Source organism: Rhodococcus opacus (assembly GCF_012396235.1).
Classification (GTDB): Bacteria; Actinomycetota; Actinomycetes; order Mycobacteriales; family Mycobacteriaceae; genus Rhodococcus_F; species Rhodococcus_F opacus.
The window spans coordinates 49,577-62,807 of sequence record NZ_JAAXPA010000005.1 but is presented as its reverse complement, the minus strand read 5'-3'; the positions used below and the strand labels follow the sequence as shown (position 1 = coordinate 62,807).

The 13,231-nt window shown below is 68.0% G+C and carries 12 protein-coding genes; 2 read left to right on the top strand and 10 right to left on the bottom strand.

Annotation, left to right across the window (positions count from 1 at the left end; all coding sequences use genetic code 11):
• Positions 1-4: 4 nt before the first annotated feature.
• The 3 genes from HGB39_RS07915 to HGB39_RS07905 are packed head-to-tail and all read right to left on the bottom strand — an operon-like array spanning position 5 to position 4,036.
• Positions 5-1,363, bottom strand: a complete 1,359-nt coding sequence (locus tag HGB39_RS07915; protein ID WP_005563102.1) for a styrene monooxygenase/indole monooxygenase family protein — start codon at positions 1,361-1,363, stop codon at positions 5-7.
• 28 nt (positions 1,364-1,391) lie between these two features.
• Entirely contained in the window at positions 1,392-2,807 is a 1,416-nt protein-coding gene (locus HGB39_RS07910) for an LLM class flavin-dependent oxidoreductase (RefSeq protein ID WP_005563103.1), read from the bottom strand.
• The gene (locus tag HGB39_RS07905; protein WP_005563104.1) at positions 2,804-4,036 is read right to left on the bottom strand and encodes an acyl-CoA dehydrogenase family protein; all 1,233 of its coding nucleotides are present in this window, start codon (positions 4,034-4,036) and stop codon (positions 2,804-2,806) included. Before HGB39_RS07905 ends, HGB39_RS07910 begins: the two co-directional genes overlap by 4 nt.
• A 405-nt stretch (positions 4,037-4,441) precedes the next feature.
• On the opposite strand from HGB39_RS07905, the gene HGB39_RS07900 reads away from it, so the two are divergent.
• Entirely contained in the window at positions 4,442-4,900 is a 459-nt protein-coding gene (locus tag HGB39_RS07900; RefSeq protein ID WP_005563105.1) for an Rv1443c family protein, read from the top strand.
• A 67-nt stretch (positions 4,901-4,967) separates the two neighbouring features.
• On the opposite strand, the gene HGB39_RS07895 is transcribed toward HGB39_RS07900, so the two are convergent.
• The 7 genes from HGB39_RS07895 to HGB39_RS07865 form a co-directional block, all read right to left on the bottom strand.
• Positions 4,968-5,720 (bottom strand): SDR family NAD(P)-dependent oxidoreductase, encoded by a 753-nt coding sequence (locus HGB39_RS07895; RefSeq protein ID WP_005563106.1) that lies wholly within the window; start codon positions 5,718-5,720, stop codon positions 4,968-4,970.
• On the bottom strand, positions 5,717-6,025 hold the full coding sequence (locus tag HGB39_RS07890) for a YciI family protein (RefSeq protein ID WP_005563107.1): 309 nt from the start codon (positions 6,023-6,025) through the stop codon (positions 5,717-5,719). The genes HGB39_RS07895 and HGB39_RS07890 overlap by 4 nt, the downstream gene beginning before the upstream one ends.
• A 1-nt stretch (position 6,026) precedes the next feature.
• Positions 6,027-7,760 carry a 4-oxocyclohex-2-ene-1-carboxylate 5-dehydrogenase gene (chcC2, locus tag HGB39_RS07885; RefSeq protein WP_064080352.1) on the bottom strand — a complete coding sequence of 578 codons (1,734 nt, stop codon included), beginning with the start codon at positions 7,758-7,760 and terminating at the stop codon, positions 6,027-6,029.
• A 172-nt stretch (positions 7,761-7,932) separates the two neighbouring features.
• Positions 7,933-8,694, bottom strand: coding sequence for an IclR family transcriptional regulator (locus tag HGB39_RS07880; RefSeq protein ID WP_005575358.1), 762 nt, complete (start codon positions 8,692-8,694; stop codon positions 7,933-7,935).
• An 18-nt stretch (positions 8,695-8,712) separates the two neighbouring features.
• Complete coding sequence (locus HGB39_RS07875; protein WP_064080353.1) at positions 8,713-10,065, bottom strand: MFS transporter; 1,353 nt, start codon at positions 10,063-10,065, stop codon at positions 8,713-8,715.
• A gap of 119 nt (positions 10,066-10,184) precedes the next feature.
• Positions 10,185-11,462 (bottom strand): hypothetical protein, encoded by a 1,278-nt coding sequence (locus HGB39_RS07870; protein ID WP_043794390.1) that lies wholly within the window; start codon positions 11,460-11,462, stop codon positions 10,185-10,187.
• Positions 11,463-11,582: 120 nt separating this feature from the next.
• The gene (locus HGB39_RS07865; protein WP_005575360.1) at positions 11,583-12,236 is read right to left on the bottom strand and encodes a TetR/AcrR family transcriptional regulator; all 654 of its coding nucleotides are present in this window, start codon (positions 12,234-12,236) and stop codon (positions 11,583-11,585) included.
• A gap of 76 nt (positions 12,237-12,312) precedes the next feature.
• Here HGB39_RS07865 and HGB39_RS07860 point away from each other — a divergent pair, with 76 nt between their 5' ends.
• Entirely contained in the window at positions 12,313-13,206 is an 894-nt protein-coding gene (locus HGB39_RS07860) for an SDR family oxidoreductase (protein ID WP_005575361.1), read from the top strand.
• The last annotated feature ends 25 nt before the right edge of the window (positions 13,207-13,231 follow it).

Below are 13,231 nucleotides of genomic sequence, written 5' to 3'. Positions count from 1 at the left end.
TTGCCTAGGCTCGGGCCGCCGCAGGTGACGCGGTGAACCCAGCGCTCGGCGCGAACCGTGCCAGCACGTCCTCGGCAGGTTCCCCGGCCGCGGCGGCGATGAACGCGAGAACGTCCTCCCGGGTGTCGATACCGATCAGCGTGTCGGGTTCGGAGAGGAACCCGAACAGGGCCGCGGCAACGGGTTCGCTCACGGTCGCCGCCGGGAACAGCAATTCGGCGTGGACCGCGTACTTCGGGTCGCCGAGGAACAGCCGGGTGACCTCGGCGGCCGCGTGGCCCCGTGTGTTCCAGTGCTTCTCGAACTGCTCGGACAACCAGTCGGCGGTGAACTCGCCGTCGTGCCCGCGTGCCGCCTCGACGAGCGCGGCCACCTGCACGGCGGTGTTCTGGGCTCCCTGTCCGGCGAGGGGATCGAACGCGATCGCGGTGTCGCCGATCGCCGCGACCACGTGGCCGCTCCTGGTCGTCCCGACCGCGCGCCGCACCGTCGGGGTGACCGCCCCACTCAGCCACGAGTGCGGGTCGGACTCGATCACCTGCAACCGCTCGATCTCGGGGGCGTCGTGCGGGAAGTAGTCGCGGTAGAAGTCGACGACGGTCTGCCGCGCGGACTGCACGTCGGTGACCGCGGCGAACCGCTCCTCCCACGGGCTGCCCGGTTTCGCGAAGCCCAGGAAACTCCATGTGGCGCCGGCATCCTTGTGCAGGTACGGGCCGAGCCAGGCCTCACCGAAATCGGTGTGCAGGTTGAAGAGATTGTGCGCGCCGCCCGCCGCGGACCGGTAGCCGAAGGTGTCCGGGCCGTGTCCCAGGCCCTGCAACGTCACCAGCAGCAGTCGGCGCTGCGGTTCGCTGTACACGGTCCGTTCGGTGTCCACCGGGAACAGCGTGGACAGCCCGCCCTTTCCGGTCGCCACGAGCGTCAGGTCGTGGTCGGCGGCGATCGCGTCGAGGTCGTCGAGGTTGACGGCCCGGACCTCGAAGCGGCCGCCGCGGTCGAGGAACCGGCCAAGTCGGTCATCGGCCCGCAGTCGCACGTCGACACCCTGCGCGACGTACCGGAAGTCGGGGTCGAATTCGAGGACATCGGCGCGGGTGTCACCCTCCCCTGTGTGCAGACGGGTGCTCATCCCGGTCGAGTGCGGACCGTCGGCGTAGAGGTCCTCGATGATGCGGGCGTCGGCCTCGCGGGATTTGCCGAAGTAGACGGCGGTGCCGGTGGCCGGGACGTCGTTGCGCAAGGCGTCGCGGTCGCGGTCACTGTAGAGGGTGACGGCGAAACCGGCGTCGACGAGGCCGAGCGCGGCAGTGGTGCCGGCCAGTCCGGCTCCGACGACGGCGGCGGTGCGGGGTGTACTCATGGGTCCTCCCGGTGGTTGTGGTGGTCGTTCAGGTGTTCGTGTACGCGCGGTAGCGGTCGGTCCGCGTCGAGAGGTCGCCGCCGAGGCGGTACCGCGCGCCCCGGTGGTCGGCGGGAAGCCGGTCGCCCTTGTCGAACAGCTTGTGGCGCAGGGTCCCGTCGGTGTAGCCCGTCGGGTAGGCACCCCGGGCCTGCAGCGCCGGCACGACGTGGGTGACGACGTCCTCGAACGAACCCGGCGTGATCGCGTACGCCAGGTTGAACCCGTCGACGTCGGTGTCGGCCACCCACTCCTGCAACTGCGTTGCGACGGTCTCGCCGGAGCCGACGAACCGCGGCCCGAGACCGCCGATGCTCGCCCACTCCGCGATATCGCGCACCGTCCACTCGCGACCGTCGTCCGCGGCCTCCTGGAATGCGGCGACGGCCGACTGGATGGCGTTGCTCTCGACGTTTCCGATCGGGTCGTCGAGGTCGTACCGCGACAGGTCGATCCCCATCCAGCCGGACGTGAAGACCAGTGCGCCCTCGAGGTCCGCGTATCGCCGGTACTCCTCCTGCTTCGCGGCCGCGGCCTCGTCGGTGCTGCCCGTGATGACGGTGGACAGCGCGTAGATCCGCGCCGAATAGGGGTCGCGGCCGGCGTCGACGAGGGCCTGGCGGATCCGTGCGACGGTGTCCTTCAGCACCCGCTTCGACGGCGGCCCCACGAAGATCGCCTCGGCGTTCTCGGCGGCGAACCGGACACCGCGCGGCGACGCCCCCGCCTGGTAGATCACCGGCGACCGCTGCGGCGACGGTTCCGACAGGTGGATGCCCGGGACCGTGAAATGCGTTCCGCGGTGGCCGATGTGGTGCACCTTCTCCGGATCGACGTACACGCCGCGCTCGGTGTCGCGGACGACGGCGTCGTCCTCCCACGAACCTTCCCACAGCTTGTAGAGCACCTCGAGGTACTCGTCGGCGTGGTCGTACCGGGTGTCGTGGTCGAGTTGGTCGGCGTCACCGAAGTTCCGGGCCGCGGACGGCAGGTACCCCGTCACGACGTTCCACCCGATCCGTCCCCCGGTGAGGTGGTCGAGGGTGGAGAGTCGGCGCGCGAACGGATACGGGTGCTCGAATCCCGTCCCCGTGGTGATGCCGAACCCGAGGTGTTCGGTGACCGCTGCCATGGCCGAGACGAGCAGCAACGGGTCCGCGACCGGGATCTGGGCGCCCTGCCGCAGCGCGGCCTCGTCGGTTCCGCCGTAGACGTCGTAGGTGCCGAGCACGTCGGCGATGAACAGTCCGTCGAACAGCCCGCGTTCGAGGAGCCGGGCGAGGTCAGTCCAGTAGCCGAGGTCGGTGTAGCGGTGCGACTGGTCGTCCGGGTGCCGCCACAGCCCCGGCGACTGGTGGGCGACGCAATTCATGTCGAAGGCGTTGAAGCGGATCTGCCGGGTCATGCCGGCGCGTCCGCGTCGCGCACGCTCTGCCGCTGCCCAGCGCTCCAGGCGTACGGCAGCGGATCACCGTTCAGAACGTACGCCCCCACCGACTGCTGCTTGTAGATCAGAGGGTTGTGGGCCGAAATCGTGCGTGCGTTGCGCCAGTGCCGGTCGAGGCCGAGTTCCGACGAGGTGATCGACGCGCCCCCCACCTCGAACACCTGCGCGGTCGCGTCGAGGACGAGGCCGATCACCACGGACTGTGCGCGGGCCGCGGCGGCCTCGGCACGGTCCAGAAGTTCAGGGTCCTCACCACCGGCGTCGAGCAGGCGGTCGAGTTCGTCGGCGACGGCGAGCACGGTCGCGCGGGCGCCGTATGCGGCGGCGGACAGCTTGCCGATCACCTGCTGCACGAGCGGGTCGTGCCGGGGCAGGTCGGCGGCGGCGTGGGTGAACGTGCGGGTACGGGCACGAACCCATTCCGCCGTGTCCGTTTCCGCACGGCGGGCGATCCCGGCGAGGACGGCCAATTGCACGAGTTGCAGGTAGGACGTCGCATAGGTGCGGCCGGGCGCGCCGTATCCGGGCCCGAGGATCCGGTCCTCGGGCACCACGACACCCGAGAACGTGGTCGTGCCGCTTGCAGTGAGCCGCTGTCCGAAACCGTCCCAGTCGTCGGTCTGGGCTACGCCCGGAGCGTCGGCGTCCACCAGCACCGACACCCGCTCGCCGTCGCGGTCGGCCGCGACGAGGATGTGATCGGCGTAGAGACTGCCCGTGCTGTAGTACTTCACGCCGTCCAGAACCCAGGTGCCGTCGTCGCCGCGGCGCAGCGTCGTCTGGTACCGGTCGGCGGCTCCCACCCCGGGTTCGGTGATGGCGTTGCCGATCAGTGTCCCCTCCGCCGCCGCGCGCAGCCACCGCTCGCGGTTGACCGTCGGGGCGGCGAGACGCTGGTCCTCGACGAAGCTCCAGTGCACCCGAAGCGCCTGGGGCAGATTGGATTCCGCGGCGGCCAGATCGATCAGCAGACCGAACAGCTGTCGGACCGACGCGCCGAACCCACCGAACTCGACCGGGACGCGCAGGGCACCGAACCGGGCGTCGCGAAGCAGACCCACCTCGTCGAAAGGCAGCCGGCGATCCCGTTCCCGGCCCAGCGCGCCCTCGGCGATCCGGTCGAAGATCGGATGGAACCGATCTTCCAGTTCGCGGTCGGTCACGGCCTCGATCGTTGAACTGCTCACGTGCCCTGCTCCTCGGTGCGTCGACGATGTCGACACCACCATGGGCGAAGCAAGCGCGTGGGGGCACTACTTACGATCGCACAGAGTCGAACGCGCCTGGGGCCGCTACACGTAGACGAGGATGGGGTCATAGGCCGTCCCGCCGCGGCACGGCTCGCCCGCAGCTACGCTAGCTTCCCGACCCGACGTCGATCGGCACACGAGGCGCCGAACGGTGATCACGTGTCGATGTTCTTTCGTCGACTCCACCCACGCGATCGCAGATCATTCCCGGAGGCGAACAACACGGCGCTGAACGAAGAAGTTTCCCAGCTGACAATCCTCGTTCCCCTAGCGTCGTCCGGATGACGGCAGACGGAAAGGAAGCCGTTGCGCGCCCTCAGGTGATCGAACGAAGATGGAACGGTGATCATCGAACGCAGCTCCGTCGTCGGCGCACCGATCGGGCAGGTGTGGGCGAGGGTCGTCGACCCGGAGGGGATCAACGACGAAATGCGTCCGTGGATGACGATGAGCATCCCGCGGGGCCGGGAGTCGATCACCATCGACTCGGTCCCGATCGGCGAACCGCTCGGGCGAGCGTGGCTGCGGCTGTTCGGGCTCGTCCCGTTCGAATACGACGATCTGACCATCGCCGAACTCGAACCGTGTCGGCGGTTCCACGAGAAGTCGACAATGCTCAGCATGCGCCGGTGGGAGCACGAACGCACGCTGCGGCCCTTCGACGACGGGAGCACCGGCGTCCACGACCGGATCACGTTCGAGCCGAGGCTGCCGCTGGTGCCGCTGACGCCGGTGCTCGCCCGCGTCCTGGGCGCGTTCTTCGCGCACCGGCATCACCGTCTGGTGCGGCACTTCGGCTGACGGCCTCGCCCAATGTCACACCGGTGCAGTCGGACTGAACCAATGCGACATTGGGCGACACGAAAGATCAGTGCGCCGTGTACCCACCGTCGACGACGAGTTCAGTGCCGGTGGTGAAGCCGGACTCGTCCGAGGCGAGGTAGAGCACCCCGTACGCGATCTCGTCGGGTTCCCCCTGCCGCGGGAGGGGGTTGCCCGAGACGAGCTGGCGGTAGTACTCCTCTGGGCCGATCGCGCTGCCCACGGCCGACCGCTGACTCATCGCCGTCCGCATGGACCCGGGGTGGATCGAGTTGACGCGAATTCCGTGCGGCCCGTAGGTGACGGCGTCCGCCTTGCTGAGCAGTCGCACAGCACCTTTCGACGCGTGGTACAGCGGGACGTTGGAGCCTCCCGTCAACCCGTGGATCGACGAGAAGTTCACGATGCTGCCCTTCTTCCGACCGATCATGTGGGGCACGACGTACTTGGTGGTCAACCAGACACCCTTGACGTTGACGTCGAAGATCTGGTCGAACTCGGCGACCGACGCCTCGTGCGACGGCGCGGGCCTGCCGATGATGCCGGCGCAGTTGACCAGGACGTCGGGAACACCCACGGTATCCACCACTGCAGCAACGGCCTCGGCGACGCTGGCCTCGTCGGTGACGTCGACCGCGAACGACGTGATCGTCGCCGAATCCCACGGCGCATCCGGCACTTTGAGGTCGAGGGCCGCAACAAACGCCCCCTCTCGTGCGAGCATCCGCGCGGTCGCGCCACCCAGATCACCGTTCGCCCCCGTGACGACGGCGACCTTCCCTGCCACTCGACCCGTCATGACCGACCTCCCGCTGCTGCGACGGCCCACGGGCCGATCATCGGAATCCACTCGGTGATGTCGTACGACGCGACGAATCCGTGCGTGCGGAACGGGTCGCCCTCGACGACGTCGACGACGACCTGCTTGCCCGCGGCCTCGTAGATCATCGCCGCGCCGGAGTCTTCTCCTGCCGCGAACGGTCCGGACCCGAGGATCAGCCCGCGATCGGCGGCAGCCTGCAGGTGGCTCTTGTGTTCGGGACGGTGCTCGTCCCGGCCGGCCGTGTCGCCGGTGTATACGTAGCGGACGAGGAAGAACGGCACGTCAGACCTCTTCCAGGACGGTCGGCTCGACGGATTCGGTGCGCAGCGACGCGAGGATCTCGGCGTCCCTGCCGATCGTGTATCCGAAGACGAGGGCGGGCCCGATGTTGGCGCCGTAACCGGGGTAGCCGCCACCGAAGATGCTGACGGCCGCGGAGCCGGCGGCGAACAGGCCGGGGATCGGCTGGTTGTCGTCGTCGAGGACCTGGCTGTGCCGGTCGACGGCCAGGCCGGAATAGGCTCCGAGGTCACCCATCTCGATCTTCGCGGCGTAGTACGGTCCCTTGTCGAGCGGCTCGAGGTTCGGGTTGGGCTGGTGTTCCATGTCGCCCTTGAAGTGGTGGAACCAGTTGGATCCGCGATTGAACTTCGGGTCCTCTCCCTTCGCGGCTCCCGTGTTGAACTCGGTCAGGGTCTTCTTCAGCCCGGCGATGTCGACACCGATCTCGCGGGCGAGTTCCTCGACCGTGTCGGCCTTGTGGAGGAAACCGGTCTTCTTGAAATAGCCCTGCGGGATCGGCCAGGGCTTCGCGTAGCCGATGCCGTACTTCTTCATGGCTTTCGCGTCGGCGATGATGTAGCCGAACGTCTCGTCCTGGCCGGCGTTCTCCTGAATCATCGCCATGCCGAAGTCGTGGTAGGAGCTCGACTCGTTGGCAAAACGTTCGCCCTTGCGGTTCACGGCGATCAGCCCGGGGAGCCCGAATGCCCGCAGGTGCGGGAAGATCCGCTGTTGCCCGCGCAAGCCTGTGAACACCGTCACGGGAGCCCACGCGGCGGGCTCGTGGACGTCGGTGTCGACGTGCCCGCCGAGCGGCGCGGCCAGGCGCACGTTGTCGCCGTCGTGTCCGACCGTGGGAGTGAAGTGGTTGTCGCCGTGCGGGTCATGACCCCAGTACTCGGCTCGCAGCGCCGGATCCGAGGAGTAACCGCCGGCCGCGATGACGACGCCGAGTCGCGCCTCCACGGTTCCCGCGTGCACTCCCCCGAGTACCGCCCCGGTGACGACGCCGTTCTCCGACTGCAGAATCTTCGTCACGGGCGTCTCGGTCCACATCCGGATGCCGAGCTTCGCGGCGGACGATACCATCCGCACCATCAGCGAATTGCCGTTGGTCCGGTCGAACGATCGGCGGCAGAGCACCGTCTCGACCCACGTCTCGAGGAGCTTCTTCGACACGTAGGCAAACGATTTCCACGACTGATTGGCGTGGAGGAACTGGGCGATGTCGGGTCCGACCTCGGGCATGTAACCGAAGACGGTGTAGGTGTCGAGGTAGGGGCGCAACCGCAACCGATTCTCACCGAGGGTGCGCGCGTCGACCACCTTGCCCGAGATCGCGCGTCCCGATGGCTTCGCGCCCGGCGCGTCCATCTGGTAGTCGGGAGCCATTTCCGGATAGACGAATTCGACGTCGGTGTCACGCTCGAGCCAGTCGATGGCCTCGGGCACCTCGTCGAGGAACGTGTCGACCATCTCGGCCTTGTAGCAGTCCTTGGCGAGTGCGCGGATGTAGGTTTCGATCTCCCGACGGGTGTCACCCTGCGCGACGCCCTGCTTGTTGCCCGGCACCCATGCCCAGCCGCCCGAGATCGCGGTGGTGCCGCCGAGCCACTGCGACTTCTCTGCGACGATGACGCTGTGCCCTTCGCTCGCCGCCTTGAGTGCTGCGGCCATGCCTGCGGCCCCGGATCCGATGACCAACAGGTCGCATTTAACAGTTTTCGAGCTCATGCTTGGACCTTCCCTGGAGAGTCGGCACTCGATCAGGAATCGGCGAAAGCGCTGGTGTGCAGTGACTTTCGGATCGCGATGCGTGATCGGTGGCAGTGTGTTCGTGACAACCACTCTGACCGACCCGAGACCCGAGTCACAGTGCGACTCCAATGGATGGAAAGGGTTTCTGTCAGTGCCGCGATCCGCGCGTCATCGCCCGGGTGATGCCGCGCGACGCCGTCGTCAGCGCCGCGACCACCGACTGCGGGTTGGCCTGATCGTGCGGTATGACGACGGACAGGGCGGCGATCACCCTCCCGCCGTCGGTGTCCCGCACGGGCACAGCGACTCCCGTCGCTCCGGGTGTGATGAGACCTGCAGCCACCGCGAAGTGCTGGTGCCGGACCTCGGCGAGAAGACGTCGCATCTGCTCGGGATCGGTGACCGTGGCGTCGGTGTAGCGTTCGAGCGGCTGCGACAGCAGTTCGTCCTGCACGTCGCGGGAGGCGTTCGCCATCAGAACCAGACCGGACGAGCAGGCATGCACCGGCAGACGCCCGGCGATCTTGGTGACGTTGACGACGGACCCGCGCGTGGAGAGCCGTTCGACGAACAGCACCTCGTTGCCGTCGAGGATGCCCAGCTGGGTGTGTTGCTTGATCGCCGCGTTCACGTCTTCCATGAACGGCATCGCGGCTTCGCGCAGGCTCAGGGTATGCGAGCCGCGGGACCCCAGTTCCCACATCCGCACGCCGATGCTGATGCGGGTGTCATTGCGTTCGAGGAGTCGGTACTTCACGAGTTCCCCCACGATGCGGTGCGCCGTCGCTACGGGGAGGTCGGACCGACGCGCGATGTCGGACACCGACAGGGACGGTGTGTCCGCGTCGAAGGAGGACAAGACCCTCACGACGCGGGCAGTGACCGATTCGCCTGTCGGTGTCCGTGACATCGCCCTATTGTCCTCCGGCTACTCCTGCGGGGTCGACGGACGCCCGAGTTCGGCCAGCGGCACCCGGTACGTCTCGCGGGCGGTGAAGGCGGCGACGGACGAGACCAGCATGCAGAGGGCAGTGAACACCGCGACGGGGACCCACGCGTTCACCCCGGTGCCCAGTAGTGCCCAGCCGATCGCCGGGGCGAAGCCGGCGATGAGGAAGCCGATCTGCGTACCGACCGCGAAACCGGAGTAGCGCACGGGCGCCGCGAACATCTCGGTGAAGAAGCTGGGCCACAGGCCGTTCACCATCGAGTAGAACAGCGTCATCGTGAGCAGTGCGGCGACGAAGATCAGCGGAATGGAGCCGACCGAGATGGCCCAGAAGTACCCGAAGATCGTCACGGCGCACCCGAGGGCACCGGTGATCCAGACGGGGCGGCGTCCGACGCGGTCCGACAGCTTGGCGAGCAGCGGGATCGCGACGATGGAGCCCGCGATCGACACCGACGACGCCCACAGCATCGTGGTGCGGTCGATGCCGACGTCGGGTCCGGTGGCGTAGGCGAGCCCGAAGACCGTGAACACCGTCTGCCCGACCGCGAACAGCGAGCACAGCGCGATCCGCAGCACGTCCCGCCACTGGGTGGTCACGACGGTGACGACGGGCAGCTTCTGCACTTCCGCATGCTCACGCGACTTCTCGAACACCGGGGTCTCGTCGAGCTTGGTGCGCACGAAGTAGGCGACCACGAGCATCACGGCGCTGCACCAGAACGGGATTCGCCAACCCCAGCTGTCGAGTTGGTCTTTCGGCAGCGCGGCGACGGGGATGAACACGAGGGTCGCGAGGACCATCCCCGCGGCATATCCCGTCATGGTGAAGCTGGTGAAGAACGCCCGCCGCCCCTCCGGTGAGTGCTCGAGCGTGAGAGTGCTGGCTCCGGCGGCCTCACCGCCCGCGGAGAATCCCTGCGCGAGGCGGCACAGCACGAGGAGAATCGGGGCGGCGATGCCGATCTGCTCGTACGTGGGCAGGAACCCGATCGCCAAACTGGACAGACCCATGATGAGCAGCGTCAGCAGCAGAATCTTCTTGCGGCCCAGCTTGTCTCCGAAGTGACCCAGCACGATTCCGCCGACGGGCCGGGCCACGTAGCCGACTCCGAACGTTGCGAGCGCGGCGACCGTGCCGATCGCGTCGTTGCCGGCCGGGAAGAACGTGTGCCCGAAGACGAGGGCGGCGGCGGATCCGTAGATGAAGAAGTCGTAGTACTCGAGCGCACTTCCGAGGAACGACGCGAGCGCCGCCTTCTTCGGCGTCTTCGCGACCTCGGTGGGTGTCGCGGTCGTCGGGCTGTCGTGCGTGACGGCGGATACGTTCATCGACTCTCCTGCGATCGGGCCTGGCGTGGTGTGACACAACGTGCCAATCACGCCTGCGCGTGCACAACGTCACATCCATCCATTGGAAACCCTGCCTCGTGCCCCGGACACGGCTACCGCTACGGATGCGCCGGGGACAACTCCCAGCCGGTGCTCAAGTCGCGGGCGAGGTCGGGCACCCGCCGCAGCACCCGCTGGCTCTCGACGAAGTCGCGGAACGGGATGGCGAGCAGAGCCCGCAACTCTCCCGGACGGCCCTCGGCGAGCCGCTGGTAGGACGAGGCGATGTCACTGACGATGTACTGCCAGCGCGGTTCGCGATCGGCCCAGTTGAAGCCGGGCAGGGGCGTGCGGAAACGGTAGGCCGAGCCGTTGACGTCGCCGTTGACCGACATCGGCGCGACCTTTCCCGGTGCGCGTGAGCCGGGGACCGAGGGTTGCGCCGCGAGGGTGGTGGCGTAGGTGAGCGCGCGGCCGACGCCGTCGCGGGCTGCCGCGGTGACGTCCCACTGATCGGCGATGATCTGATTCTGTTCACGCGACGCCATCCGGAACAGGGCGTCCGCGTATCCGGACGGGGTGCCGGCGAAGATGCCGTTCCAGGCGATCTCGGCATTCTCGTCGAGCAGTCCGGCGGCGGCCATCTCCTCGACAGCCGCCCTGCCTTCGGTCACATACGCCTCGTGCATGGGCACCATGTCGAAGTAGATGTGCTTCTGCATCATCAGCAGGCGCTTCTGGTACCAGTCCAGGTCGTCGGCGGTCATCGCCGGGCCGACGGCGGCGAGCGTTCTCGGGTCCGCGGGCAGGAGCGTCATCGCCTCGCCGGGCAACCCACGGACCGTGGACGCGACAGCGTTGCCGAGCGTGTGGACGGCGTCGACTCCGAGCACGGTCCGGCCGAGGTCGAGGTCCCAGAAGCCGGCGGCGAACGAACCTCCCGCCAGCCCGGCCATCCCGGACCAGTAGAGCTCGGTGCGTTGGAGTTGGTAGCGGCCGTAGTTCTCGTAGACCCGGTCGACCACCGCAGCGTTGGCGATCAGCCCCGCGTTCGGATCCCACGCGGCCAGGTCGATGCCGGACGCCTCCGATCCACGAGCGAGCCAATACTGTTGCAGAAGAGCGGAATACCGCGTCGGAGCGACACCGTCGGAGCGGGCGGCCGCCAGCGCGGCGCCGAGGGCTACGGAATCAGTGGGCAGCCGGGGGTCGAGTCCGCCGATCGACTCCGCTGCCGCGTTCGCCGGCGTGATATCGATCAGGCCCTCGTAGCCGGCGGCGTGCGCGACGATCGGCGTCGGTACCGCGAGCGCGACCATCCCGAGCAGCGCGACGAGCACCGCGCGGATCGTCGTGTTGTGGACCGATGGCGATTGGCAGTGCACAGCACCGGGCATGTCAGGTATTTAACAACATATATGTGATGGCGTCAGAGGTTTGCCCGGATTGCCTCCGGCGCATGCAATCCCAGGTCAGCGCATGTGAGTGGCAAAGCGTGCGCCCGGACGCCGCGCCACTCACGTGGTCTGGGGGCCGAGCTGCCCCAGGACGGCCGAGAGAATGGTGTGCGCGCTGCCGATGACGGACTCGATCGGCTGCGGGTTCTCCGACAGCACCCATTGCTGGGCGATCATCAGCACGGCTCCCACCAGGCCGGTTGCGAGGGTGCGCAGGTGGAAGTCGGGAAATGCCGTTCGGTCGACGGCAGGGTCGATAACGACGAGAACGGCGTCCACGAACGACACGGTGACGCGGCGGTAGGCATTGTCGACCTCCGGCCCGACGCCGAGGACCTCCTGGAATGCGATCCGCGGGATCCGCGGGTCGTCGGCGACGGATCGGAAGAACGCGGTCAGCGCGCCGCGAACCCGCGCGTCGAGATCGGTGCCGCCCTCCCCCGCACCGCGCAGGACGCTGCCCCGCAGGCGGTCGGTCACGCTCGCGTACGCGGCCAGGAGCAGGGCCTCGCTGTCGTCGAAGGACTCGTAGAAGTAGCGCTTGGTGAGCCCGGCGGTCTCGCAGATCTTGCCGACCGTCGCGGACCGGTATCCGCTGGTCCCGAACACTTCGACGGCCGCATCCACGAGGCGCACGCGGCGCTCTTCCTGACGCTGACGCGGACCCGCACCGCGGTAGGTGCGGCCCGTTTCGTCGAGCTTGGGCGAACTCACGCCCCCATATTGACACCGCACAGTTCCAGATACAAACTGACACCGAACGGTGCCAGATCACACGCCAGGAGATCCCATGCCCACGCTCAGGAACAAAGTCGCACTCGTCACCGGAGCCGCGCGTGGCATCGGCGCGGAAACGTCCCGCGCCCTCGCCCGCAAGGGCGTCAAACTGGTTCTGATCGATCTGGACGCCGAGCCACTGAAGGCCCTCGCCGCCGAACTCGGCGACGACGTCGCGCTCGCCGCGGCCGCCGACGTCTGCGATCTGGCCGCCGTGCAGAAGGCGGTCGACGCCGGTGTCGCGAAGTTCGGCGGCATCGACCTCGTGCTCGCGAATGCCGGTATCGCCAGCTACGGGTCGGTCATGCACGTCGACCCGGCCACGTTCAAGCGGGTCATCGACATCAACATCCTCGGCGTCTTCCACACCGTCCGAGCTGCGCTTCCGTCCGTGATCGACCGCAAGGGCTACATCCTGGTGGTGTCGTCGCTCGCCGCGTTCGCGCCCGCACCCGGGCTGGCCGCGTACAACACGAGCAAGGCCGGCATCGAGCATTTCGCCAACACCCTTCGTCTCGAAGTCGCGCACCACGGCGTCACCGTGGGCTCGGCCCACATGTCGTGGATCGACACACCGCTCGTTCAGGATGCGAAAGCCGACCTCACCGCGTTCAACCAACTTCTCGCCGTGCTGCCGGGACCTCTGGGCAAGACGACGTCGGTGGACTCGTGCGTCGACGCGTTCGTGGACGGCCTGGCCGGGCGGAAGCGCCGGGTCTACGTGCCGCGGTGGGTCGAGCTCGTCGGCTGGCTGAAGGCGGTGGTGACGTCGCCGATCGGGGATCGCAGCCTGCTGCCCCACGTCCCCCGCATCCTTCCGCTGATGGACGAGGAGGTCGCGAAGCTCGGCCGGTCCACCAGCGCACGTAATGTCGCTCTCGGCGACGTCGCCGTAGACCCGAAGTAACCGCCAGTCACCGCCAGTCACCGCC

Bases quoted from the DNA above. Each gene is read 5' to 3' on its own strand.
- HGB39_RS07915 (WP_005563102.1), bottom strand. From the start codon at position 1,363: ATGAGTACACCCCGCACCGCCGCCGTCGTCGGAGCCGGACTGGCCGGC.
- HGB39_RS07910 (WP_005563103.1), bottom strand. From the start codon at position 2,807: ATGACCCGGCAGATCCGCTTCAACGCCTTCGACATGAATTGCGTCGCC.
- HGB39_RS07895 (WP_005563106.1), bottom strand. From the start codon at position 5,720: ATGACGGGTCGAGTGGCAGGGAAGGTCGCCGTCGTCACGGGGGCGAAC.
- chcC2 (WP_064080352.1), bottom strand. From the start codon at position 7,760: ATGAGCTCGAAAACTGTTAAATGCGACCTGTTGGTCATCGGATCCGGG.
- HGB39_RS07880 (WP_005575358.1), bottom strand. From the start codon at position 8,694: ATGTCACGGACACCGACAGGCGAATCGGTCACTGCCCGCGTCGTGAGG.
- HGB39_RS07875 (WP_064080353.1), bottom strand. From the start codon at position 10,065: ATGAACGTATCCGCCGTCACGCACGACAGCCCGACGACCGCGACACCC.
- HGB39_RS07870 (WP_043794390.1), bottom strand. From the start codon at position 11,462: ATGCCCGGTGCTGTGCACTGCCAATCGCCATCGGTCCACAACACGACG.
- HGB39_RS07860 (WP_005575361.1), top strand. From the start codon at position 12,313: ATGCCCACGCTCAGGAACAAAGTCGCACTCGTCACCGGAGCCGCGCGT.